We start from the raw sequence: 26,362 nt of genomic DNA on the forward strand, positions 1-26,362 counted from the left end.
TCTCCACCAATACGATTTGACAGAGACCCTTAATTATTTAACTGTACCTGCAAAGCTTGGTGCAAAGTAACTACTGATAGTTTCAATATCAACATTTTGACCAGGTTGTGGAGCAGCTACATATTGGTTGTTACCAATGTAAATGGCATCATGATAAGTTGCACCCTTTGAGCCCCAGAATAAAATATCTCCAGGTTTGGCAGCTGAAACAGATTTAGTTGTGACATAGCCTTCTTGAGCTACAGTGTTATGTGGTAATGAAATTCCTTCAGAATGCTCATAAACATAAGCAACTAAACCAGAACAATCCATTCCACTCAAACTCTCGCCACCCCATACATATGGAATGTTAGCATTAGCCAGTTTAACTGCAAGACTCACTACTGAACCTGAAGTTAATGTAGAACTGGTTGTGGTTGAAGTTGTCTTACTTGTTGAAGCGCTACTTGCAGTTGTCTTAGAACTTGATGAAGCTACAGAAGCAACTGATTTAGGAGCACTTGACGACTGTGCAACCGAACTAGCCTGGGTAGATTTTGTTGAATAAGCTGGCGTAACAGTTGCTGCTGCACTTGATTTAGGTGTAGCACTAGATGCTGCACTTGAACTAACTGTAGAGGCAACCGACTTAACTGCACTAGAACTTGGTGCAACACTAGAAGCTTGTGATGCAGAACTTGAGCTCTCAGAAGCTATGCTAGAAACAGCTGATGAAGATGCTTGACTGCTGCTTGTAGAGCTTGCACTTACTGTGCTACTTGCAGAAGTTGTTTCCGAGCTGCTTTCTGAAGAAGCTGCACTACTTACAGCAACACTTGAGCTCTCAGAAGACGTAGAACTTGCTACGGTACTATCTGAAGTAGTTGTTGAACTGCTTGAACTTGTTGAGGCAACTGCAGCTGTATTAGAACTCGTTGATGCACTTGCGGAACTTGGCGTTGTCGTTGATGCAGCTGAACTTTGAGCAGCTGAACTAGCACCCTTATACTGAACAGTAGCATCTGAACTGGTTTTGACAGAACTACTATCTGAAGCAGGAACTTTCAAAACTTGTCCAACCAAAATCAAATTGCCATTAAGGCCATTTGATTCCTTAAGAGCAGCAACTGAAGTTCCTTTTTCTTGAGCAATTAACCAGAGGCTATCACCGGATTTAACGGTAACTTTTATGTATTTTTGTGAGTCTGCCTTAGTTGCCTTGGTAGTACCAGGAATTTCAACTTTCTGACCAACAAAAATCAAATGTGATTTTTGATTAATTTTATTTAATGTTTCAATACTTTTAATTGAGACATTATATTTTTGTGAAATCCCCCAAACTGTATCGTTTTTAACAACATTTACAGAATCAGCATTAACACTTTGTGTAGCCCCAGCAACAAACAAACCTGCTGCACCAGCAACACCTGCAAGTACAACCTTTGCTGTTTTAGAATTACTGTGTGATTTAATCATATACCCCACTCCTTGAATTCAATTTCTAAAGCTATAAATAATCATTTTTAAACATTTGGTATGATCCTATTAAAATTACTAGGTGTATTGTAGCACGAATTTTTTGAAAAAAATAGCCTATTTATGCACATATTTTTTGAGTGTATTTTAGAAAACACTGTGAAAGCTTGCTACTTAAGTTGTTAAGGAATTCGCTTTCCTTAAAAAAACCTTAAACTTTTTTCTGCTTAATTACTAAAGCGAACGCCTGTTTTAGCTACTATTACAAACGTGTTACAGGAATAGTCATTTGTGAAAACGTTGTGTAACATAAGGACTAAAAGGTCTGTTCACTAGACACATTACAGATGTATAAATATTCATTTATACGACAATTAATGCAGTAAAAAGCATATAAATGATTTCGCTTTCTCTTCCTACTTTCAAAAAAAGAACCAAGCTTTTTTCGGCCTGGTTCTTTTTAAAAATAAATTTATTTTGTTGTCTGTACTTTCGTTGGTCGCCAAATTCCTAAGATAACACCAGCTATAATTGCACCCACAACAACTGCTAAGAAATAAAACAATCCATTTGATGCTAGAGGTAGTACCCAGAGACCACCGTGTGGGGCAGGAACACTTACCCGCCATAATTGAGTTAAGCCACCACCAATTGCAGAACCAATGACACTAGAAACAATTACATGCAGTGGATCAGCTGTTGCAAATGGAATTGCACCTTCAGTAATGAACGAAATTCCCAAAACCCAATTAGAAATTCCTGCTTGTCGCTCTTGTTCAGTAAATTTCTTTGGCCAAACTGTGGTTGCAATCGCAGTTGCTAGTGGTGGAATCATCCCACCAACCATTACAGCGGCCATCAATTTACCATCACCAGTTGAGGTATAAGCAGCAATCGCAAATGTATAGGCGGCTTTGTTGAATGGGCCTCCCATATCAAGTGCCATCATACCGGCCAAAATGGTTCCTAGTAAAACAGCATTTCCAGTTCCCATACCGTTCAAGACATGTGTTACCCACGCATTCACAGCAGCAAAGATTGGATTAATGATGAAGAACATTGAAACACCAACAATTAATAAACTCAGAACTGGATAGATTAGCATCGGTTTCAAGCCTTCCAAACTTCTTGGAACACCTTTAAACACTTTTTTTAGCCAGTTAATCACAATTCCGGCTAAGAATCCAGCTAGTAAACCACCAATAAACCCAGAGACACTAGTTGTTTTCATAATATTAGCAGCCGCCGTATTGGCCATGAAGCCACCAACAACACCAGGCATTAGAGCAGGCAAATCACCAATCGACTCCGCAATGTAACCTGCTAAAATTGGAACCAAAAAGGCGAATGCCCAATTACCTAAATGATTAAAGAACAAGAAATACATGCTTTGCGAACCCACATAACGCTCCAGAATAAACGAGAACGCCATAATAATTCCGCCACCCACAACGAATGGCAACATGTGGGAAACACCATTCATTAAATCTTTATAGATTTCGTTCCAAAGACCACCTTTTTGGCCGTCTTCGGAATCAGTCACCTGGTCGCCTTCAGCGGCGTGATAAACTGGTGCATCCCCAGCTTCAATTTGGTCCAATAGTTCATCAGATTTGTTAATGCCATCAATTACTGGTCTATTCAAAAGCTTTTTACCATTGAAACGAGCCATTTCTACTTTTTTATCCGCTGTAATGACTACCCCATCGGCACGGGCAATATCCTCAGCAGTTAGTCGATGTTTAACTCCTTCTGAACCATTAGTCTCAACTTTAATCTCAATATTCTTTTCCTTGGCAGACTTTTGTAAAGCTGCCTCTGCCATATAAGTATGGGCAATCCCATTAGGACAAGCGGAAACTGCCACGATGTATGGTCGTTTGCTATTTCTCTGTACAGTTTCGTTAGTCGTATTTTCTTGAGCATCTGCTTTATCCTGAGCCTCTTTTGCAGATTGTGCATCGGCAAATAATTGTTGAACCTCATCTGGTGTTTGTGCCTGTTTTAGTTTTGCGACTAAGTCTGGATTAATCAACAAACTTGATAGTGAGGCCAATGCTTGTAGATGAGTATTATTAGCACCCTCTGGAGCGGCAATCATAAAGAATAACTGAACTGGCTGACCATCCAAAGCATCAAAGTCAACACCAGTTTCACTCTTAGCAAAAAGAACCGTTGCTCGTTTAACAGCCTTATCTTTGGCATGTGGCATTGCAATGCCGTCGCCAATTCCGGTCGTAGATTCTTGCTCACGTTTAACGATGTCTGCTTTGTACAGTTTTTCATCGTCAATCACACCCTGTTCAAAATACTTATGAACCATTTCATCGATAACTTCATCTTTTGATTTAGCTTTCAGATTCATAATCATGACATCTTTGAGTAAAAGTTCACGAATATCCATGTATCTTTCGCCTCCTAAAATTCTTCTATGTTAATTTGTGGTAATAGTTCATCAATTTTAGCTCTTGTAGCAATATCTGCTGAAAATGCAGTTGCACTACCACAAGCTAATCCGTAACGAAAGCTCTCTACCGGATCATGTGTGGCATCAAACGTGCCCGTAAATCCTGCCAACATTGAATCACCGGCCCCAACTGAATTTTGAACCGTTCCTTTAGGGGCTGCACTCCGATAACAATGATCTTTGGTCACTAACATACCACCATCCCCGGCCATCGAAATCATCACATTTTGAGCACCCATTTCGATTAGCTTGAGACCATAGTGCTTAATTTCATCCAAATTGGCAAGTTTAACGCCAAATAAATCTGCCAATTCATGATTATTGGGTTTAACAACCACCGGATGAGTTGGTAAAGTCCTTTTTAGCGCCTCACCCGCTGTATCAACGGCATATTCAGCATGTTGTGCCTTAACTTTTTGAATCAAATCGAAATAAAAAGTTTCGGGCAAACTGCTTGGTACACTACCAGAAAAAATGACCACATCATTTTTATTTAAATTATCAAACTGCGCAATAAAGGTTTGTTTTTCCGTTTCTGTAATTTCAGGACCAGCAGCATTTAGCTCTGTTTCTTGATCTGCCTTTAACTTGACATTAATACGTGTATCGTCTGCAATTTTGGTAAAATTAGCATTTAAATGTAACTGCTGAAGTTGCGCGTTTACAAATTTGCCGGTAAAACCGCCCAAAAATCCCCAGGCTTGGTTAGCATAGCCAAGTTCTCGTAAAATCCGTGACACGTTAATCCCCTTACCACCTGGAAACTTGTAGCTTTTTTCTAAGCGATTGACTTCGCCCAAATTTAATTTAGGTAATTGAATCACATAGTCAATTGAAGGATTCAACGTTACTGTATAAATCATCTTTTTGCCTCCATTACTTTTTTTGCTTGTTCAAATTGTTGTAAAGTTTCATGATTGTGCTCATCAGTAAGTAAGACGCCCGCATTTAAAGCTGCAATTTTCGCAAACGAAACCTCATTTAATTTACTGGTATCTGCCAGAAAATAGCTTAGCTCGCTCTGCTTTAGAACGGCCCGTTTTACTGCCGCTTCATTGGGATCTGGAGTTGTAAAGCCAAATTTGCGGTGAACACCATTAACACCAATAAACGCACGATTAAAACGGAAATTATTAATGGTTTCAACGACATCGGCCCCAATAATCGCCTTGGTCGTATTTTTTAGCTCACCACCAACTAAATACGTTTTAATATTAATGTCCGCAAGTTTTGAAGCCAACTGAACACCGTTAGTCACCACTAAAATCGAATCCAAACCCGTCATAAACGGAATCATGGCTTCAGTTGAGGTACCGGCATCCAAATAGATAATTTCATCAGCCTTAATTTGTTGTACTGCTAACTGCGCAATTTTTTGTTTGCCTTGAACGTTTTTGGAAGATTTTTCCAAAACACCTGGCTCGCTTTGCAAGGTCGTTATTTGTTTTGCACCGCCATGCACACGAACCAACTTGCCATGATCTTCTAATTCTTGCAAATCACGCCGTACCGTTGAAATTGAGCAGTTCAAAGTCTCAACTAAATCCTGTAATTTAACAATGCCATTTTCATTTAGTTGTCGAATAATTTTTTGTTGCCTTTCTTCTGTAAGCACTTTCATTTCACCTGCCTATAGTAATATAGCACCATTTTCGTTCAAAATCAATCAAAAAAGGTCATTTTTCGGTCAAATTATTAATTTATTCAGATAATTAGCGATTTAATTGACTGTTTTATGATTTAACTTTAATTATCAATTTCAGAATGGATACTCTGTTTTATATTTTTTGGTCGTTGTTTACGAATATTCACACCCAAGACATCAATAAAGAAGGCCACAATTGGAATTCCAACAATCAATCCCCATGTACCTAATAGTTCGTCACTAACGATTAAAGTAATAAAAGTAACAAAAATTGGTAAAGCTGTTGCGTTGGCCATCAAACGCGGATGCAAAAAATACGATTCAAAAGCGTGAACAAGGACAACTAAAATCAAAACTTCCAATACGGTTATCAAACCATTTACTGAAAAACCAATCACTGCTAATGGAATCAAGGAAATTAGCACCCCGGCAACCGGAATTAAGCCCAATACAAAAACAATTAAAGCCAACACAAGTAAACTTGGCATCCCAATAATCCACAAGCCGATGGTCATTAAAATTGTATTGATAGAACAAATAATTAATTGCGTTTCAATAACTGTTCCAAGAATCGAAATAAATTTAGAAGCTAACGTATATACGTTGATAAACAACCGATTATAGCGGCTGTGCAAAAATGCGTGGCCAAAATTTCGTAAATGTGTATAGGTTAAATTAAAAATAAAGCTCAAAAAGATCGCCATTAAAACATGTTCTACTCCTCGTCCCACATGACCTAATTTAACTAAACCGGTAACTGCTAAATCAGAGCTATGTTTCAAAATTGAAGAATTGTGAATTGCTTTTTGTGCCCATGTGTATGCTTGTTTATCAAACACAGGATGTTTATCAATTGTTGCTTCAATTAATTTTGGTAACCCGCTAAACTGATCGACTAATAAAGGCGCGGCCACCACTACAATCATCACAAACAAACCAATTGTTAAGACATACAAAATGACCGTTGCAAAAGGCTGATTTAAAGGTAAAATTTTTCGCAAATTTCTGGTCCCGACATGACCCAAAAAAGAAAAAATAACCACAAATAAGATTAAAGATAAAAAAGGTTTTAGTAAGAATAAAACTAAAATAATCACTAGCAGCGTTGTATAAAGTTCAACGTCATCACGTTTCATAAAATTGATAATATGATCCAAAAAGCATCCCTCCAGCAAGTGTTTAATATTAACATAGCATTAAATTAACCATAATAAAACCGTTCTAATAACAAACAAGCATTCCTTAATACATTCATCAGTTTTGATGAACACCATTAAGAAATGCTTGTTAAACAGGTTATTAAATTTATTAATCTTTAATTGAGCTTCTAAAAAGGGGTTCCAATGGTTCATTATTATGAATCATCTTAATTGCATTCCCTACCAGTGGTCCAACTGACATTTGAACCAGTTTATCGAACTGTTTTTCTTCATCAATTCGAATCGTATCGGTGACAACTACCTTCTCTAATTGAGAGTTTTGAAGAATTTCTGGTGCATTCTTGGAGAAAATAGCATGGGTGGCACACCCATATACCTGAGTGGCACCCGCATTTTTTAGTGCTGTTGCTGAAATGGTAATTCGGGTTCCAGTGTCGATCATGTCATCCACAACAATACAAGTCTTTCCCTTTACCTCACCAATGATTTCTGTTGGAATCTCATCAAGTGATTCACTAGATTCCACGTTACGATTATCAATAATTGCAATTGGAGTTCCCAACAATTCTGCCATTGTTCGTGCTCGTGAAACACCCGCATGGTCTGGCGAAACCACCACTAAATTATCTGTAATCTTATGATCGGTAAAATAACTTGCTAATAACGGTGCAGCTACCAAATGATCAACTGGAACATCAAAGAATCCTTGAATTTGAGCAGCATGTAAATCAATTGTAACCACACGCGTAATTTTATCCATTTCTAACAGATCCGCAATTAGTTTTGCGGTGATCGGCTCACGTGAACGAGCCTTCCTATCCTGACGAGAATAACCATAGTAAGGAATTACCACGTTAATTTGACTGGCACTAGCACGGCGAAGCGCATCAACCATAATCATCAGCTCCAGTAACATATCGTTTACCGGATCAGAAATTGATTGAATGACATAGACTTCATCACCACGAATACTCTCATCAATATTAACCTGAATTTCACCATCACTAAAATGTTTGACGGTTGCTTTACCTAGTTTAACCCCAGCTTCACGAGCAATTTTCTCAGCCAATGGTTGGTTTGAATTCAGCGCAAAAAGTTTCATACGTTGCTTAGCACTATTTGATGTCATGACATCCTCCATTAAAAACTCTCAAATTTATCTCGATACTATTATCGCAGTCCTACCCAAAAAGCGCAATACCCTTAGGCCTTCATAAAACTTTGCGGGGTAATATCGGCCATGCCAATCATCGGATCAATCTCTTGGTTTTGAACCTTACTGATTGTCAAAACATTATCTAAAACTGGTGGTTTCGTCTGCTTTGTCGCTGTATTTTTAGGTGTAACAGCCGTTGCTTCGCCTTTTAATTCAGTTTTTACGTCCAGTTGCTTCTTACCATCAAAAACCGTCAACAATCTTTGCTTTAAAGTTGTTTGGCGATTAACTGCCAGATTTTCAACACATTTCTCAAAAGCCGTTTTATCTCCTAACAAAATTAATAAGGCTTCCGCCCGGGAGACTGCTGTGTACAACAAGTTTCTCTGTAACATTCGCGAATATTGTTGCACCATAGGTAAAATAACCATCTTAAATTCACTACCCTGCGATTTATGAATCGACGTACAGTATGCAAGGGTAATCTGGATCCAATCTTTACGTCCATAGGTCACTTCAGTTTCATCGAAATCAATGACTAATTTATCTTGTTTATCCGTATTATCTTTATCTTTTGCTAAAATAATTCCCTTAACGATACCCAAATCACCATTAAAGACGTTATTTTCCGGTACATTAACCAACTGTAAAACTTTATCCCCGATTCGAAAATGTTGTCCACGAAATTCAACTTCCTTGGTTCGTTCACTTTTTTTAGGGTTTAAAATTTTTTGAAGTGATTCATTAAGGCGGTCAATTCCCGCTATTCCCCGATACATCGGTGCTAAAACTTGAATATCTTGCGAAGTAAATCCCTTTTGTTCAGCTTTCTTAACGACCTGTGAAATGACACTATCCACCTGATTAGTGGAACAAGCAATAAAAGAACGATCTTTTTGATTTTGAGAAAAATCTGCTGGTAAACGTCCTTCTTTGATAGCATGGGCAAGTGGTACAATGCTAGACTCATTATCCTGACGATAAATTTTAGTTAATTCAATTTTAGGAATAACTTCACTTTTTAATAAATCATTGAAAACCTGGCCGGCACCAACGGATGGTAACTGATCCTTATCACCCACCAAAATAATTTTCATACTATTAGGAATTGCCCGCATTAACGTCTTAAACAAAAATGTATCTACCATCGACATTTCATCAACAATCAACAGACTTCCTTCCAAATCTTTAGTTTCTTGATCTGGATTCGTTTCTCGTCCTGTCAATCCCAACATTCGATGAATTGTACTAGCCGGTAACCCCGTAACCTCACTCATCCGTTTGGCAGCCCGTCCTGTTGGGGCGGCAAGCAAAACAGGAAATGGTGAATCACGATATTCGTTTACATCTAAAGAGAAATCGTTTAACGTTGCAAAAGTTTTGACAATTCCATTTATGATGGTTGTTTTGCCGGTTCCAGGACCACCGGTTAGAAGAAATAGTTTTGACTGCATGGCTTTCAATAAAGCTTGTCTTTGTGAACTGTCATACGTAATTCGAAATTGTTTTTGTGCCAAATCTATGGCCCCATTAATTTCACCGGCTTCAAAGGTATGGGTCTCTTTTGCGTCACGCAGGCGTTTAACATGTTCGGCAATTTGCCACTCTGCTTCAAACAGTTTTCGTAGATAGATGCGATCTTCTTCACCAACGACCTTACCATCTTTACCTAAAACAACTAATTCATCAGCCACTTTTTGAGGATCAATTGCTTGATTACGGCTATTTTCCAATAATCCCAAAGTTGCTTTTAAAAGTGAGCGTGCATCCGTATATGTATCGCCATTAGAAGTACTAAGATCACTTAAGGAGGTCAATAAGGCCCCCGCAATTCTTGTTGGTGCATCAAACGCAATACCAAGTGTCTCAGCAATTTGATCAGCCTTTTTGAACCCAATACCATCAATATCTTCAATTAATTGGTACGGATTTTTGTGGAGCACATCCAGTGTCTCTTCACGATAATGATTATAGATACTAGCTGCCAATTGGCTTCCAAACCCGTAACCATTCAATCCAATAATAATTTGCTCCATCCCATTATTTGCTTTTAACACGGAAATCAAATTAGCCTGTAGGTCTTTTTTTAAATTCAGTGGTTTTAAAACATCGGCATCTTGAATAATTTTATCGATTGCATCAGTACCCAACAAAGCCACAATTTTTTCGGCCGTTTTCTTACCGACACCTTTGAATTCCTCACCGGACAAATATGCCACAAGTCCTTCTTTAGTTGTTGGCGTCGCATTTTCATAATTAGTTGCCTGAAATTGTGTCCCGTATTTAGGATGGGTCACCGTTGTCCCAACAAAACGATAGGCTTGCTCTTCTTTGACATCGCCAAAACTTCCCGTTACGACAATCTCATCTTCGTGCCACTCCAAATTAGTTTCACTAATTTTAACCAGCAATACTTTATAAAAACTATCGGGACTGGCAAAAAAGATTGCAGAAACCTTTCCAACCACGAACTGCGGCGATGTTTTAGTTGAATCGCTATTTTGCGAGTCTTCATCAAATAAATTGAGCGATTCGTTTCGCATTAATTATTCTCCTTGTCCTTTTTTGAATCCTGATTATGAGTTTGAATAAACTTTTCAATGTCCTCAAGTCGTTGTTGGCTCTTCTTGAAATAGACTGGATCCAAATCTTTCGCTCTTTTAAAGTAATCAGTTTCTTCTTCACCCTGGACCAACGCAATCAGCCCTCGTTCAAATTGATATTTACCATTTTTTTCATCTGCTTGAAGAGCCTGATCATAGTATGTTGCGGCATGCTTAAAATCACCTAAAGCTAAAAATATTTCACCAATTAATCCGTTAATCGTCGGATCCTGTTGATGTTTTGTCTGCGCTGTCAATGCAAATGCTAAGGCAGTTTTGTAGTCATCTTCGGCAACATAAGTTTGTGCAATCATCAAATAAGCATCACTTTTTAGGGATGAATCTTGAACGAATTGAAACTGTTTCAGCGCTTTTTTAAATTCACCAGCCTCATAATATGCATTTCCTAATCCATAATGAAGCGTATTTTGTGCCTGTTTATTTTTTTTAAACTGGCCTAAAGCCTTCATGTATAATTCTTCGGCCTGTTCAAAACTATTTGCTTGCGTTAAAAACACGCCCAAATTGTAATAACGATGAAAATCATCTGGTTCTTCATCAATCGACTTTACCAACTTGGAGGCAGCTTCCTGTGCCTTTTGTTTGGTTTCTTCTCGTTTTAAATTATCTTTTTCAGTCATGTTTTCCCTCAAATCATATCTGTTGGGTCTGCTTTACGTGCAATGTAACTTGTATCGTTCCATTTGATTAATGAAAAAGTATTACCAGCATCCAAAGTTTCTAAAACTGTTGTGCTTGTATTGGATAATCCGCCCCGTTTGCGTAAATCTTGCAAACTGGTACCAAGTAAAGTATTTACTAGTGCATTTAAGGCAGCTCCGTGACTTACAATCAAGATATTATCCGTTGGTTGGCGATAAATATCTGTGATTCGATGAATCGTTGGTTTCATCCGTTGCAACAGCTGGGGAAACGATTCGCCCTGAATACTTCGAGGGTCATAGTGATCAGGATGATTACGAAAGTCGTCAAATTCACGGGGATATTTTTTTGCAACATCCGTAAACTTCATTCCTTCCATTTTTCCCAAATTAAATTCTCTTAGTCGACTTGCAATTGTTAATGGTGTGGGATGTCCTTGTAGTTCGTCTAAATCATGTTGTAATGTACTGCCCGTGACCCGTGCACGACGAACAGGACTCACGTAAATGTGCCGAAAGGCTGTGAGACTTAAATGCTGTGCAAGTTCATCAATTTCCTTATAACTCTCCTTAAGAAGTGGAGAATCACCTCGTGCGCCTTGATAACGACCTTCTTGGTTCCATTCAGTTTTTCCGTGACGAATAAAATATAATTTAGTCAAATTAATCTTCCTTCTCATCTTTAGCTAAAACTATTATGCCAGTCTAGCACGCAAAATTCAAAAGTAAACAAAAATGACTATTCACATTTTTAAAAATCAAAACGTAAATAGTCAGTTATTATTTATTTTTAGATATACTGAAGGACACGATCGTTACTGTAAGCAGCATCAATAATACCGCCACCTAAGCACTCCTCACCATCATATAAAACAACGGCTTGGCCAGGTGTAATTGCACGTGCAGGATCATCAAAGTCAACTGTCATCTTCGTACGATCCTCATTAAAGTGAACTGTCACGTCCACATCCATGGCACGGTAACGGAACTTAGCTGTGCAACGGAATGAGTCACCACGATCCGCAATGTCGTTTACAAAATGTAAATCGGATGCAACTAATTGATCTGCATACAAATGCTCATTATGATAACCTTGACCCACGTACAAAATATTTTTCTTTAAATCCTTACCAATTACAAACCAAGGATCATTATTTTGACTGCCGCCACCGATACCAAGACCACGACGCTGCCCAATTGTGTAGTACATTAGGCCAGCGTGCTCACCCTTAACTTCGCCGTCAACTGTCATCATCTTACCCGCCTTGGCAGGTAAATAATTACCTAAGAATTCTTTAAAGTTTTTCTCACCAATAAAGCAAATTCCAACTGAGTCTTTTTTATTAGCAACTGCTAAGCCAGCTTTTTCAGCAATTTTACGGACCTTAGCTTTAACCATTCCACCCAATGGAAACATCACGTGATCTAATTGATCGTGGGTAAGCTGATTCAAGAAATAAGTCTGGTCCTTATTCATATCCTCTGCACGTAACAAGTGTTGATGACCATCTGCATCACGCTCCAATTTGGCGTAATGTCCAGTTGCCACATAATCGGCACCTAAACTAATGGCGTAATCCAAGAATGCCTTGAATTTAATTTCATTATTACAAATCACATCTGGATTTGGAGTTCGGCCCTTTTTATATTCATCCAAGAAATACGTGAATACACGATCCCAATATTCCTTTTCAAAATTGACCGAATAGTAAGGAATTCCAATTTTTGCCGCTACTTTTGCGACATCCTTGTAATCCTCTGTTGCAGTACAAAAACCATTTTCATCGGTGTCATCCCAATTTTTCATGAATACACCGACAACATCGTAGCCCTGTTGCTTGAGCAAATAAGCTACTACTGATGAATCAACACCACCACTCATGCCGACAACGACACGAGTTTTGCTATTGTCTGTCATCAAAATCACCATCATTTCTATCAGATTCTGGAGAATCTACGATTGAAGGTCGCAACATCCAGTAACGACCATTATAGCAAAGTAAGTAAAATGAGAAAAGTATTTAAAACTAAGTGAGCGAAGTAAACCGTTCAAGCTAAAACCACTAAGGGTTCTGGAGGTGGGATCGCGATCCCACAGGAAGAATACTTAGTGGTTTTTGCTTGGTTTACGGAGCTGTCCTAAATAAGTGAGCGAAGTAAACCGTTTAAGCTAAAATTACTAAGGATTCTGGCTTAGTTTACAGAGCTGTTCTAATAAATGAACACATAAAAAAGTCGCCCTATATTTTCCATAGAATGCGACTTTCATTCAATTTATTGTAATGACTGAAGGTTAACATAAAGTTTTAGGCTTTAACGAATACTTGGCGATCAACCATATCGTCTAAAATATAATGATATTGTTCAACTAAAGGTTGATCATTTTCTTTATTAAAAATGTTAACTCGTTTTAATCCGTTAGCTGTCGTCACAGACATTTTAAACCCGCTTAAATCTTTGGCAAAAATAATACGTAATTTGTTTCCTTGCTTGTATGGTGACGTTGGATCTAAAGATCGCTCGAATACAAAGTTACCACCATTTGAGACAATAAAACCTAAGTCTCTCAAAGTGTATTTTTTCACTTCTGAACTCATTTTATACGTATCTGAATCACCATCAATTTTTACTTCTGTTGTGAATGCCATTATTTTACAGCCTCCTTAGTCTTTAACCGCTGAATAATTTGAATTAAATTAGTAACTAAATAATCAACATCTTCACTAGTATTATATTTTCCAAAACTAATTCGAATAGATTCACCAATTCGGGGCGAGTCCTTACCATACATTGCAATTAGGACATGCGAAGGTTCCAGACTTCCTGCAGTACAAGCCGATCCTCCGGAAACTGCAATCCCATTAAGATCAAGATTTGTCTGCATGACATAAGTTGAAACACCCTTGATCCAAAGATTGAAAACATGCTGCAAATTATTAGGATCTAACGTGCCATTCACTTCAAAATCAATATCAGCCTTCTTTAAACCATCAATAATTTGCTGTTTAAATCCTTGATACTTAGTCTGCATCTGTGATTTTACATCTGGGGTTAACAAAGAAACAGCCTTTGCAAAGCCAGCTATTCCAGGTACATTTTCTGTTCCTGCGCGTCGTTTGTCTTCTTGTTCGCCACCCTTTAAGAAGCTAGGGAAATTTACGCCATCCCGTTTGTACAAAAATCCTAAGAACTTTGGTCCATTTAATTTATGCGCCGAAGTAGACATCAAGTCAATATGATCGCGTTTCACGTCAATATCCAACAAACCATAGGCTTGAACTGCATCCGTATGAAACCAGGCCTGATGATCTTTTAAGATCTCTCCAATTTCATGAATTGGCATGTGACTACCAACTTCATTATTTCCAGTCATGATTGATACCAAAATTGTGTCATCACGTAAAGCCGCTTTTAAATCAGTCAAACTGATTAATCCTTGTTTATCAACTGGTAAATAAGTGACATCGTACCCAATAGACTCCAAGTAAGCTAAAGGTTTCAGTACTGCTGGATGTTCGATTGCAGTTGTAATAATGTGTTTACCCAGTGGCCGACGCGCAATTGCTGTTTGCATGATCGCTGTATTATCACTTTCTGTTCCACCGCTGGTAAAAATGATTTCATCTTCATTTGCGTTAATACTATCTGCAATAATTTGACGACTCTGATCTAATACCATGCGTGCCTTACGTCCAAAACCATGGGTACTAGAGGCATTACCAAAGTCTTGGCTCATTTCTGTCGTAATCTTTTCAACCACTTCTGGAGCCATGGGAGTAGTTGCTGCATTATCAAAATAAACTTGCTTCATTTTAATTCTCCTACGTTATATTCAAAATTCTTTAGTTTTCAAACAAGGCTAATAGCATCTTTGCCGACCGTTTTCCAGCATCAATGATGAAATCATCAAAGGATACACCGGCATTTTCATCACCAACATCGGACATTGCTCGAATAACGACAAAAGGTACTTCAAATTGATGCGCAACCTGGCCAATTGCACAACCTTCCATCTCACAACAAAGCGCATCAGGAAAGTTTTTTATAATTGTTTTAATTTTATCTGAACTGCTAATAAATTGATCACCAGTTACGATCAAGCCTTTTTTGATAGTCAAGCCAGTTTGCTTTCCAGCTTCAGAAATTTCAGTAATTAATTCTGGATCTGCATCAAATCGTGCCGGTTGTCCTGGTAGTTGACCAAGTTTATAACCAAAAGCCGTAGCATCCACATCATGATAGAGTGTTTGTGTTGAAACTACGACGTCACCAACGGATAAGCCCTCACCAATGCCACCAGCAGAGCCCGAATGAATCAATGCATCAACTTTGAAGTTTGTGACCAATAAGGCCGCTGTGATTCCAGCTTCAACTTTACCAATTCCGGAACGCACTAAAACGACATCGGTTTTTTGAATTTTTCCCTCATAAAATGTAATGCCATTAATTTCGGTTTCATTGCTCACACTCAATGCACTATATAAACTTTTGATCTCTTCTTCCATTGCACAAATTACGCCATACTTCATTTTAAAATCCTCATTTCACAAAAAATAATATTAAATAAACGACAATAATTGCCACAATCAAACCAAAAATAATCCAGTTTAGTTTTTTACCTAAATTGCGACTCTTTCGTTCTGCCGTGCTCCGAACTGTGGGTTCCTCTTGCTCTTCTGGTTCCGCTTCAGCATGCGTACGTGCGTAATCACGTTCTACTTGGACGCGTTTACGATCTCGCTTCTCAAACTGCTCATTTTCGGCCTGTTTTTGCCGTTGATAATCTTCACGAGTCAGACCATCCTGTTGTTCATCATTCTTCACAGTTTTTCACCTACTTATTTAGAGTTTGCCAGTAGAATATTGCTAGAACAGTTTTGGCATCTTCAATTGAGCCATCCGCAACACCAGCCAACGCTTCTGACAAAGAAAGCTCCATTAACTGAATGTTTTCGTCATCATCCTGCGGTAATTTTGTCGTAACTGGTTTAAGACCAGTTGCCATATAAAGCGTCATATATTCGTTTGCAAAGCCGGGGGTAGAATAAAACCCGGCAATTCGTTGGAGCTTAGTCGCTTGATACCGTGTTTCTTCATTAAGCTCCCTAACTGCAGTGGTTTCATCGGATTCACCATCTTCAACCTTGCCAGCAGGAATTTCAATGGTCGTTTTCTTAATGGGTGCTCGCCACTGTTTTTCAAAAATAGCTTTATGATCGTCTGTAATCGCTAAAACTGCAATTGCATCTTGATGTAAAACTACATCTCGATTAGCTAAATCTCCATTTGGTAATTTCACAGTTTGTTGATAGACATCAATGATTGCACCATTATAGCGCGGTTCATTTTTTACCACTTTTTCTTCAAATTTCATGAATGATTCCTCTAACTTATTTTAAATTTACTTTTCTTCTTTGTTTTCGGGTTGTTCAGTCTCTTCAGTTGTGGGCTCATTACTTACCAGACTCACTTTAACAGCTTGAAGTCCTTTGGCTCCTTGAACGACCAGCAGATTTACCTCGTCGCCTTCATGTAAGATTCTAAACCCTTCGCCCTCAATAGCGGAATAATGGACAAAAACTTCTGTGCCATCATCCAAAATAATAAATCCAAATCCTTTATCTTTATCAAAACTTTTGACTATTCCGTGTTCCATGAAACTCACTCCCCACTGGTCATTATCTCATTTTAACCTGCTCCTTTAAACATCATACTGATAATTCAGAAAAAAGTAAATTAATTACAGTCTGCATTGGTCATATCTTAATGGATAATAAAAAAACAATCTCATCAGTTTTGTTGAATATCACAACAAATACTAGTAAGACTGTTTTTTCTCCCAACTAGGCTTCTAACCCAGTTTCAACTGTTTCCGGATAATTATCGCGAACAATTTTTGCGCACCGATCACATAATTCAGGATAGGCTGCGTCTGAACCAACATCCGTTTTAGTCATTCGACAACGTGCACAAACTGATCCTTGTGCTGGCACAACTTTTACAGCCATACCATTAAATTGATCTGCATCTTCTGGTGCTTGATCTAAATCTGCAACTTCTAATTTCGAAATAATCAATAATAATCGTACATTTGTGTTTAAATCATCCAGAAGTTTTTTAGTATCTTTGTCAACGTATAAATTGACTTGAGCTTCCATTGACTTACCAATCATTTTGGCATCTCGTGCTTCTTCCAAAGTCTTCAAAACATTGGAACGAACCGTTTTGAATTTTTCCCAGTTTGCAAAAATTGTTTCCTGATCATCAAACTGTTGTGCAACTGGCATTTCTGCTAATTGAACAAATTCTTCTGGTTCTTTCAAATATTCCCAAATTTCTTCGGTTGTATGTGGCAAAATTGGTGTCAATAATTTAGTTAAGCCAACCAGAATTTCGTAGAAAACAGTTTGCATTGAACGACGTGTCTGGCTCTTTTCAGGATCAATGTAAACAACATCTTTAGCAAAATCCAGATAAAAGGCTGATAAATCTGTAATCACAAAGTTCATCACTCGTTTGTAAATATTTAGGAAATCATATTTCTCATAATCATTCCGTAAAGTCTGAACCAACTTATTATATTTAATCAACATATATTTATCTGCTGATTCAAGATCCTGATAAGCCACTCGATCAGTCTTTGGTTCATAATCTGTGGTATTAGCTAACAAGTAACGTAATGTATTCCGTAGTTTTTTATAACTATCAGAGATCTTCACGAAGTTCTCCATTGATACCCGAACATCTGAAGATGAGTCAACTGAAGCTACCCATAAACGAACAATTTCAGCACCCATTTTTTTAATCACTTCACTTGGCACGATTGTGTTACCAAGTGACTTACTCATCTTATGACCTTGACCATCAAGTGTGAATCCTTGCGAAACAACCTGTTTATATGGTGCCTTGCCCGAGACCGCTACACTCGTAATCAAACTAGAATTAAACCATCCACGATATTGATCAGATCCTTCAAGATAGAGGTCTGCTGGATAAGTAAGATAATCACGTTCTGCCAAAACGCCTTGATGAGAAGAACCAGAATCAAACCAAACATCCATAATATCTGTTTCTTTAGTAAATTTACCATTTGGTGAATGTTCACTTGTAAAGCCTTCTGGCAATAAATCTTTAGCTTCACGATCAAACCAAATATCTGAACCATACTTTTCAAATAAGTCTGCAACATGACTGATAGTTTCTTTAGTCATGATTGCCTCACCATCTTCACCATAAAAGATTGGTAAAGGCACACCCCAAACTCGTTGACGTGAAATTACCCAGTCGCCACGATCACGAATCATATTATAAAGCCGTTTTTGTCCCCAGTCTGGTGAAAATTTAACGTCATCAATTGCGTTTAGGATTTGATCACGAATTTTATCAACTGAAGCAAACCACTGCGGTGTTGCACGGAAAATAACAGGTTTCTTTGTTCGCCAGTCAAATGGATAGCTATGTTTGTATGGCATATAATCTAATAATAAATTGGCTGCTTTTAATTTATCTAAAGCAATTTTATTGGCATCTTCGTAGAAAACACCGACAAAATCATCACCAGCTTCATCTGTCATGTAACCTTGGTCATTAACGGGAACCAGAATGTCCAAGCCATATTGCATGCCGACACGAAAGTCATCTTCACCAAATCCAGGAGCTGTATGAACTAGCCCAGTTCCGGCATCTAAGGTTACAAAATCACCAAGCATCACTACTAACTTACGGTCTGGATAAAACGGATGTTGGGTCAAAACACGGTCTAAATCAGCACCTTTGACAGTTTTCAAAACTTTTACATTTTCCCAACCAAACTTTTCTGCAACATTATCAACTAATTCTGCTGCAATAACAAATTTCCGAGTTTCTCCTTCAGGTTGAACAACAGCATACTCAAAACTAGCATCAATTGTCACACCTTCAGAAGCAGGAATAGTCCATGGTGTCGTTGTCCAAACCACAAGATAAGTATCTGTATCTAACACACCCTTACCATCGACAACCTGTTCTGCAAAGAAAGCAGAAGGAGATGTCACATCATGGTATTCAACTTCTGCTTCAGCCATTGCTGATTCAGATGACCAAGACCAAAATACAGGTTTTTTACCTTTATAAATTAAGCCTTGTTCTGCCATCTTACCAAAAGTACGAATTTCTTGAGCTTCAAACTCTGGTTTCAAAGTTAAATAGGGATTATCCCACTCACCGGCAACTCCTAATCGCTTAAAGTCTGCCTTTTGCATAGCGACTTGTTTTAAAGCATAGTCCCGACAAAGCTTACGAAAAGCAGTCGTGGACATTTTTTTTCGATCATAACCTTCTTTGGTTAATTGCTGTTCAATTGGTAATCCATGTGTATCCCATCCAGGAACATATGGTGATCGATAACCAGACATGGACTTGTAACGAACAATAATGTCTTTAGAAACTTTATTCATTGCATGTCCCATATGAATATTACCATTAGCATATGGAGGGCCATCATGTAAAACAAAGGTTGGTTTCCCTTCGTTTAACTTTTGTCGTTGTTCGTAAAGCTTATTTTCCTCCCAAATCTGTTCACGTTTAACTTCATTAACAGGTAAATTACCGCGCATCTTAAATTTTGTTTTACCTAAATTAAGTGTATCTTTTACACGCATTAACTTTCACTCCTTAAATTATTTTTTGATATAAAAAAAGACCTCGTCACAAGGGACGAAGTCTTCGTGGTACCACCCAAATTTGAAAACATTTATGTGTGTTTTCCTTAATTCAATAACGGCTTTTAAACCGATCAAATCTACGTTTAGTCAATTTGATGTCTCAGAGATGATATTTTAAGTGGATTCTGATTAGCCTTTCATCAATTTGCTAACTCGCTGCCAGTTTGCCACCTACAATGTGTTCTCTTCAAAGAAAATCTATTTATTTTTAGCGTTAACATGAAGCCCCGAATTCTCGTGAGTCTCAGAACTTAGTTTGTCATCCGGAAACACAACCACCGTCTCAGACACAGCTTTATCACTCTCAGCTTCAGTTTCAGCAACATCCTGTGCTTCAGTCTGTGTCTTCGTTGCTTCTTTAACCTCTTTCGCTGAGGTGCCGCTTTGCTGTACCTGATTATTTTCTTCGCTAGTTGGCTCAATCGCTGGAGTTATATCTCCAGGATCTTCTTCATCAACTGAGTTTACTCTTGATTCTTTGATCTTGTCAAGGGTTCCAGTACGTAACATAGCTTCTTTTAAATCACTTACTTGGACGTCTTGATCTTCTTTCAGAATACTGTCCCACTCACTACCATTAATCATTTGCAGTTGTGAATCGACCAAAACTTGAACACGTTGGCGATATAATCGGGCGTTTTTTCTTAATTCATTCGTAGCTAAAATAAGTTTTTTAGCCTTTTCAGCCTGCTCATCAATAACTGCCTCAGCACTTACTCGTGCCTTTTGAACCATACCATCAGCTTGTTTCTGAGCTTCTTCAGCTGTCAATTCGGCTTCTCGTTTAGAACTACTTTTAACTTTATCAGCCGCATCTTGAGCAACTAAAATTGACTTATTAAGTGCTTCTTTCATATCGTCAAAATACTCAAGTTTTGTTTCTGCGTTCTCAACTTCTTTTTGCAAAGCTGAGATTTTGTCTAATGCCTGTCGATATTCAATTGCAACTTGTTGTAAAAATTCATCAACTTCATTGGGATTATATCCGCGCATCTTATTCGAAAATTGTTTGTTCTGAATATCTACCGGATCTAAAGACATACTGATTCCTCCATTATTTTTTCTTTTTGCTACTAATAACTGAAATTAAAATTCTGATTTTGTTCTTTTTTGTCATGCCTTCAACACTATCTAGTCGGATTCGGCCATAACCACGAACCGACAACAAGTCATTAGCAACCAGTTCAAAATCTGGTCGCTGATGCAACTTCCAGTTTAAAGTTACCTTTCGTTCTTCTAATAGCTCTTTGGCATGATTTCGTGATAAATGGAACCCTTCAGCAATCACAGCATCAGCTCTTAAAGAAGCCACTGTCGTACTTCCAGATTCCCAATCATTCTCTGGTTCAATTACTTCATCTAGATCCTTAGGGGCCAAGCGAACTTTTATATTACCAATTTTACTAACCTGTGATAAAAAGAATTCCGCCATCTCTGTTTTAACAAAAAACTGCCACTCGTCACCATTTGAAATAATATCTCCAAAAGTATCTCGTTCAACACCCATATTGGCAAGCGTTCCCAGTACATTACGATGATGAATTTTGGCAAATTTCACTGGATAGCCAATACTTACCAAAGTAATATTAAAATCCGCTTGTTCCGGTGTAAAATAATCCGGAAAAATAATTACACGTTGCATTTCGGCATTAAGATATCCGCCAAAACTCTGCGACTTAATATCATCTAACCGATTTACAAGTGTTTTTAAAATAAAATTTTCTCGTGGATTGAGGAAATTGGTTAAAACAAAACGATTCTGATCGCGAACTTCTTGAATCCAACCGGTTGCTTCTTCCACAAACGGTGCTTCCTCAGGACGAAAATGTTGCATAATATTGTCCATCTTTAGTTATTCCCCTTAAAAATATTAACTAACATATCTGTAAATTAATTTAATAGAAAAAGCTACTAAGAACTGCAACTCCGTACTGCGCCATTTCAAGTACCAAAATCGCCACGATCGGTGAAAAATCCAATCCAAAAATCGGTGGAATAAATCGAAATACCTGTAAATAAGGCACACAGATTTTGGCTAACCATTGGCCAAGTTTAGTTTGATATGCTCCTGGAAACCAAGACATCAAAACAAACACGAAAATCAATAACATATATAACTGAATAAGTTTACTTATAATTGTAAATAAATAGACCAAATGTTTACTCCTTATTTAGATTGTCGTTACTCAAATCTCCATTTTGGATATTTGAATACAAGCTACCATTGATTTCAAAGCTCTTTGGTGTACACAGAAAAATCTGTGTTCCCACTTCTTCAATTGAACCATCAATTGCAAACAAAGTTCCCGATAAGAAATCAACAATTCGTTTAGTTTGTTCGTTATCAATGCGCTCAAAATTTAAAATAACCGCTTGTCCCGCAATCAACTGTTTTGCCGCTTCTTTTGCATCACTAAAAATTCGTGGTTCAAATAGTGCAATCTGACTTTTAGAGCCCGAAATATTATCCATTGTCGTCACCTTATTATCAGTATCCGTTACAGGATCGTTCTCAGAGTTTAATGTTTCTTGATCTTCATCCAATCCGAATAACTTATTAAATCGATCATTTAATGCCATACAGATCGCCTCCTAATAATGACGCTGTATCAAAGAACTGGGACAAAACAGTCGTCTTGTTCCCAGTCCTAAAAATAATATTCAATTATTTACGACGACGCTTAAAGAATGGTGGTGTATCAACACCCTTATCACCATCATTATCAGAATCATTAAAGACATTAAAGTCTTTTTTTTCAATATCTTTAAATTCACTATCATCTTCAACAGAAGTTGGTCGAACACCATTTGTATTTGATTGACGTAATTGCCAATCGCCAAATGGGTCGTCTTTCTTTGAAGCTTTTTCTTCTGTTTTTGGTGCCGCACTACTTACACTTGTATTATTGAATGCAGGCGTTGAAGTGGTTGAATTAGATGTTGAAGGTGTTTCAAAACTTGTTCGTGCTGATGCCCGATGCATTGTTCGTTCATTTTTCTTATCAATCCCTGTTGCAATCACAGTGACACGAACTTCGTCTTTCATGTTTTCATCGATTGAAGTACCAAAGATAATGTTGACATCATCTGTAGCTGCTTTCGAAACAATCTCTGAAGCTGCTTGTGCTTCAAATAAGGAAAGATCTGGTCCACCAGTAATATTTAAGAGCACTTGTTCGGCACCATCAATTGAAACTTCAAGCAATGGCGAAGAAATAGCCTTCTTTGTTGCTTCCTCTGTACGGTTTTCACCATTTGCAGAACCAATTCCCATCAAAGCAGAACCCTGGTTGGACATAACAGTTTTAACATCAGCAAAATCCAAGTTGACGTAACCTGGAGAAGTGATTAAATCAGAAATTCCCTGAACACCTTGACGCAAAACGTTATCTGCTTCACTAAAGGCTTCCATCATTGGTGTCTTTTTATCAACCATTTCTAATAAGCGGTTATTGGCAATGATAATTAAGGTATCCACTTGTTCTTTCATTTGTGCAACACCTTCGGCAGCAAAACGAGCTCGTTTTGGTCCTTCAAAACTGAAAGGACGGGTAACAACGCCCACTGTTAAAGCACCTGTTTCTTTAGCAATCTTAGAAACTAGAGGTGCAGCACCAGTACCGGTACCACCACCCATTCCAGCAGTGACAAAGACCATGTCCGCACCTTCAAGTGCTGAAGAAATTGTTTGTTCACTTTCCTGAGCCGCTTTTGTACCAACTTCAGGAGTTGAGCCTGCGCCCAAACCTTTTGTCAACTTAGGTCCTAATTGAATTTTTGTCTCAGCCTTTGATTGTTTTAAAGCTTGCACATCAGTATTAGCAACAATAAATTCAACACCTTTGACGCCTTCAGCAATCATGCGATTAACGGCATTGCCACCGCCACCACCGACACCAATAACTTTGATGTTTGCACCAGCATTTTGTTTATCATCCATTGTAAATTCCATCCCTTTTTCCTCCATAAATTTTAAAGTTAGTCAAAGAATTCGCTAAACCAACGCTTGATACTCGCAACTAATCCGCTAAACGAAAAAGAACTTTCCTTTTTTTGTTTTGGTTTTTTAGCAGCTTTCTCAGAAGTTTGGTGCGTATTTTCGCTATTAGCTTGTGGTGCAGGATCTGTTTCATCAGATTCAAACGTTTGTTGTTCCGGAATTGACCTTGTTCCAGCCACCATCGCACTCTTTGCTAAAACATCCACTTCACTCAATGAAGTCTCATAATTTAACAAAGCAAACGCTTGTGAAAACGCAGGATGTCGTAATCCCATCGGTTCGGGTACGTACAACTTAACGTTTGTGCCAAACACATCTGCAGCCAAACTTTGAATACCTGGAATTGCGGCCGCACCACCAGTAATGACGACGCCACCTGGCATATCCAAAGCATCAATGTTCTCAAGATGATTATAAGCGTTGTTCAAGATTTGTTCTAGTCTAGCTTCAATAATCTCAGCCAAATATTTCTCAGTAATTTGTGATGGTGCAGACTGTCCCACAACTTCGACTGGGAAACCATCCTCACTAGCACCGTCGGCAAAAGCATAACCGTACTCACGTTTTAGCTTTTCCGCATTACTTAGAGATGTGTTCAAAACGACCGAAATATCTTTAGTTACGAATTCGCCACCCTCTTGATCAACATATGTATACTTCAAGTGATGATCATGAATAATTGACGTTGTGGTTTGACCAGCACCCATGTCAATTAAGATTGTACCAAAATCTTGTTCGCCGTCATTTAAAACGGTTTTTCCAAGTGCTAATGGATTTAAGATCAAATCTGTTAAATGTAAACCTGCCTGCTGAACCGCACGCTTTGTATTATGAATAATTGTTTTTGGTCCTGTTAAAACGGTTCCGTTCATCTCTAAACGAACACCAACCATTCCACGTGGATCTTTGATTCCATCGAATCCATCAACAACAAATTCATCTGGTAAAACGTCAATAACCTCTTGTTCTGGTGGCAAGCTGTGCACAGAAGCTGCATTAGCAACATTAATCACGTCTTGATTGGTAATTTCGCGTGATGTTTCTGCGATTGCTATCATACCACGACAAGGCTCAATTTTTAACAAATTTGCTGGTATTCCAGCGACTACTTCGTGAATCTTTAAATTTGCTTTATTTTCTGCAACTGAAATTGCTCTTTTGATCGCTGCTGAAGCTTTGTCAATATCGACAATGACTCCACGATTCATTCCATCAGAGCGTTCACTTCCCACTCCAATAACATTCATTTGCCCATTTACGTTCTCAGCAACAATGACTTTTATTGAGGTGGTTCCTATATCAAGTCCAACATAAATTCCTGAATTATCCATAATAAAGGAACCTCCTAAACATACCCTATTTTAGACCTTTGTATATACTCTCAAGTTTACCATAAGTTCAATGTATTTAAATAGTCAATTCTTTTAAAAAAATGAGTAAATAACCTAAAATTACAAAAGAATTGGTAAAAAAAACGATAATTTTAAATTTTATTAATTACTCACTCAATTTGTTGTGGTATTAACACTGGAAGTGCTTACTGAATTTGTACTACTTGTTGTGCTATAACTGCTCATGGACGAACTGGTAGATGAGCTAGAGCTGGTTGATATTGAATTACTACTTACCTTAGCGCTCAAACTCGAAGAAGAACTAGTCGTTTCCTTTGATTTATCTTTAAACGGATACGAAAATGCCCCTACTTCCAAATCAATTACACCTTTTTGTTTCATATCTGCAGCCATTTGTGGATAATATTTCATTTTTGCCGCAAAACTAGGTAAAACAGCATATACCTCATTGCCATCATTCATATATAAATGCAATTTATTGGGATTATCTTTGCTTGGTGCATAATCAATTTCAGAAATTCCCGTTCGAACAACTGCCGGAAGTTGTTTATACTGTGTCAATAACGTTTTTAAAACACTGGATGAATGAAAATTCTTAAAAACGGGATAATCACTAGACGGTTGTGTCTTTGATTTTCGAATAACTTTGCCATTATCCAAAATCGTGTAATAGTAGTTATTTCTCAAAACAAGTCCTGCAACAGGATTTTCTTTCACGATAATCTTCAAACGATTTAAACCTTGTCGATTCACTTTGTAACTCAATAATTTGGCTTGCTTTTTGTAAACTTCTGTCGATTTATCTTGTTGTCCCAAAAGATAAGGAAAAATCCAGTCGTTTTGATGAACATTGCCAGCTTTCATCACTTGTGCCTTGGAGAACTCTTTATTTCCTGTCACCTTTATCGATTGCACACGGCTCAAGGGTGAAAATAAATAACCAGCAACTACTAAAGCAAGAACCAAACCACTTCCAATCCAAATTCTAGTTTTACGAGTTTTTCCGAATTTTGGAAGATGAAATTGAATTTCTTTATTTTTCTTGAGTTTTTCTTCCTGCACAATTCTTTGATTGCGTTGTGCTTTTTCCCAAGGTGTTAATTCACGCTTTACTTGAGGAGTTTTCGTTTTCTTTTTTCCAAACACGATCGCCACCTCAT

Annotated in this window: 24 protein-coding genes and 1 other annotated feature; all 24 genes read right to left on the reverse strand. The window is 37.9% G+C overall.

The features are described 5' to 3' along the window. Positions 1 to 33: 33 nt before the first annotated feature. The 24 genes from IV87_RS07155 to IV87_RS07270 all read right to left on the reverse strand — a co-directional run bounded on the left by IV87_RS07155 (position 34) and on the right by IV87_RS07270 (position 26,348). On the reverse strand, positions 34 to 1,455 hold the full coding sequence (locus tag IV87_RS07155) for a C40 family peptidase (RefSeq protein WP_162259952.1): 1,422 nt from the start codon (positions 1,453 to 1,455) through the stop codon (positions 34 to 36). A 472-nt stretch (positions 1,456 to 1,927) separates the two neighbouring features. After that, a complete protein-coding gene (locus IV87_RS07160; protein ID WP_057806863.1) occupies positions 1,928 to 3,859 on the reverse strand; it encodes a PTS fructose transporter subunit IIABC in 1,932 nt (643 codons plus the stop codon). A gap of 14 nt (positions 3,860 to 3,873) precedes the next feature. Then, a complete protein-coding gene (gene pfkB / locus IV87_RS07165; RefSeq protein ID WP_057806865.1) occupies positions 3,874 to 4,785 on the reverse strand; it encodes a 1-phosphofructokinase in 912 nt (303 codons plus the stop codon). Then, on the reverse strand, positions 4,782 to 5,537 hold the full coding sequence (locus tag IV87_RS07170; RefSeq protein ID WP_057806868.1) for a DeoR/GlpR family DNA-binding transcription regulator: 756 nt from the start codon (positions 5,535 to 5,537) through the stop codon (positions 4,782 to 4,784). The genes pfkB and IV87_RS07170 overlap by 4 nt, the downstream gene beginning before the upstream one ends. Before the next feature lie 131 nt (positions 5,538 to 5,668). After that, the gene (locus tag IV87_RS07175) at positions 5,669 to 6,724 is read right to left on the reverse strand and encodes an AI-2E family transporter (RefSeq protein ID WP_057806870.1); all 1,056 of its coding nucleotides are present in this window, start codon (positions 6,722 to 6,724) and stop codon (positions 5,669 to 5,671) included. 151 nt (positions 6,725 to 6,875) lie between these two features. Next, positions 6,876 to 7,856: a ribose-phosphate diphosphokinase gene (locus tag IV87_RS07180; protein WP_057806871.1), complete on the reverse strand. Its 981-nt coding sequence runs from the start codon at positions 7,854 to 7,856 to the stop codon at positions 6,876 to 6,878. 74 nt (positions 7,857 to 7,930) lie between these two features. Further along, positions 7,931 to 10,426 carry an SF1B family DNA helicase RecD2 gene (gene recD2, locus IV87_RS07185; RefSeq protein ID WP_057806873.1) on the reverse strand — a complete coding sequence of 832 codons (2,496 nt, stop codon included), beginning with the start codon at positions 10,424 to 10,426 and terminating at the stop codon, positions 7,931 to 7,933. Continuing rightward, on the reverse strand, positions 10,426 to 11,127 hold the full coding sequence (locus tag IV87_RS07190; RefSeq protein WP_057806875.1) for a tetratricopeptide repeat protein: 702 nt from the start codon (positions 11,125 to 11,127) through the stop codon (positions 10,426 to 10,428). The genes recD2 and IV87_RS07190 overlap by 1 nt, the downstream gene beginning before the upstream one ends. Positions 11,128 to 11,135: 8 nt before the next feature. Beyond that, a complete protein-coding gene (locus tag IV87_RS07195; protein ID WP_057806877.1) occupies positions 11,136 to 11,810 on the reverse strand; it encodes a histidine phosphatase family protein in 675 nt (224 codons plus the stop codon). A gap of 128 nt (positions 11,811 to 11,938) precedes the next feature. Continuing rightward, positions 11,939 to 13,066 (reverse strand): tRNA 2-thiouridine(34) synthase MnmA, encoded by a 1,128-nt coding sequence (gene mnmA / locus IV87_RS07200; protein WP_057806880.1) that lies wholly within the window; start codon positions 13,064 to 13,066, stop codon positions 11,939 to 11,941. A gap of 388 nt (positions 13,067 to 13,454) precedes the next feature. Beyond that, a complete protein-coding gene (locus IV87_RS07205; protein ID WP_057806881.1) occupies positions 13,455 to 13,796 on the reverse strand; it encodes a DUF1831 domain-containing protein in 342 nt (113 codons plus the stop codon). Next, complete coding sequence (locus IV87_RS07210) at positions 13,796 to 14,959, reverse strand: cysteine desulfurase family protein (protein WP_057806883.1); 1,164 nt, start codon at positions 14,957 to 14,959, stop codon at positions 13,796 to 13,798. Before IV87_RS07210 ends, IV87_RS07205 begins: the two co-directional genes overlap by 1 nt. A gap of 31 nt (positions 14,960 to 14,990) precedes the next feature. Next, positions 14,991 to 15,677, reverse strand: coding sequence for a 5'-methylthioadenosine/adenosylhomocysteine nucleosidase (locus IV87_RS07215; RefSeq protein WP_057806885.1), 687 nt, complete (start codon positions 15,675 to 15,677; stop codon positions 14,991 to 14,993). A gap of 10 nt (positions 15,678 to 15,687) precedes the next feature. Then, positions 15,688 to 15,972 carry a hypothetical protein gene (locus IV87_RS07220; RefSeq protein ID WP_057806887.1) on the reverse strand — a complete coding sequence of 95 codons (285 nt, stop codon included), beginning with the start codon at positions 15,970 to 15,972 and terminating at the stop codon, positions 15,688 to 15,690. Between the two features lie 10 nt (positions 15,973 to 15,982). After that, the gene (locus IV87_RS07225) at positions 15,983 to 16,522 is read right to left on the reverse strand and encodes an NUDIX hydrolase (protein ID WP_057806889.1); all 540 of its coding nucleotides are present in this window, start codon (positions 16,520 to 16,522) and stop codon (positions 15,983 to 15,985) included. A gap of 27 nt (positions 16,523 to 16,549) precedes the next feature. After that, positions 16,550 to 16,804, reverse strand: a complete 255-nt coding sequence (locus IV87_RS07230; RefSeq protein WP_057806891.1) for a cold-shock protein — start codon at positions 16,802 to 16,804, stop codon at positions 16,550 to 16,552. A gap of 187 nt (positions 16,805 to 16,991) precedes the next feature. Further along, positions 16,992 to 19,787 (reverse strand): isoleucine--tRNA ligase, encoded by a 2,796-nt coding sequence (ileS, locus tag IV87_RS07235; protein ID WP_057806893.1) that lies wholly within the window; start codon positions 19,785 to 19,787, stop codon positions 16,992 to 16,994. Positions 19,788 to 19,835: 48 nt separating this feature from the next. Continuing rightward, positions 19,836 to 20,050: a binding site (T-box leader), on the reverse strand. Beyond that, positions 20,049 to 20,891, reverse strand: coding sequence for a DivIVA domain-containing protein (locus IV87_RS07240; RefSeq protein ID WP_057806895.1), 843 nt, complete (start codon positions 20,889 to 20,891; stop codon positions 20,049 to 20,051). It overlaps the preceding feature by 2 nt. Positions 20,892 to 20,904: 13 nt before the next feature. Then, the gene (locus tag IV87_RS07245) at positions 20,905 to 21,696 is read right to left on the reverse strand and encodes a YlmH family RNA-binding protein (protein WP_057806897.1); all 792 of its coding nucleotides are present in this window, start codon (positions 21,694 to 21,696) and stop codon (positions 20,905 to 20,907) included. Between the two features lie 49 nt (positions 21,697 to 21,745). After that, positions 21,746 to 22,006, reverse strand: coding sequence for a YggT family protein (locus IV87_RS07250; protein WP_258390196.1), 261 nt, complete (start codon positions 22,004 to 22,006; stop codon positions 21,746 to 21,748). Between the two features lie 4 nt (positions 22,007 to 22,010). Then, on the reverse strand, positions 22,011 to 22,430 hold the full coding sequence (locus IV87_RS07255) for a cell division protein SepF (protein WP_057806899.1): 420 nt from the start codon (positions 22,428 to 22,430) through the stop codon (positions 22,011 to 22,013). Between the two features lie 85 nt (positions 22,431 to 22,515). Next, on the reverse strand, positions 22,516 to 23,802 hold the full coding sequence (ftsZ, locus tag IV87_RS07260) for a cell division protein FtsZ (RefSeq protein WP_057806902.1): 1,287 nt from the start codon (positions 23,800 to 23,802) through the stop codon (positions 22,516 to 22,518). A gap of 26 nt (positions 23,803 to 23,828) precedes the next feature. Beyond that, positions 23,829 to 25,181, reverse strand: coding sequence for a cell division protein FtsA (gene ftsA / locus IV87_RS07265; protein WP_057806904.1), 1,353 nt, complete (start codon positions 25,179 to 25,181; stop codon positions 23,829 to 23,831). Between the two features lie 174 nt (positions 25,182 to 25,355). Continuing rightward, positions 25,356 to 26,348, reverse strand: coding sequence for a cell division protein FtsQ/DivIB (locus tag IV87_RS07270; protein WP_057806906.1), 993 nt, complete (start codon positions 26,346 to 26,348; stop codon positions 25,356 to 25,358). Positions 26,349 to 26,362: the final 14 nt, after the last annotated feature.

It is taken from the genome of Pediococcus ethanolidurans (assembly GCF_001437405.1).
Taxonomy (GTDB): Bacteria; Bacillota; Bacilli; order Lactobacillales; family Lactobacillaceae; genus Pediococcus; species Pediococcus ethanolidurans.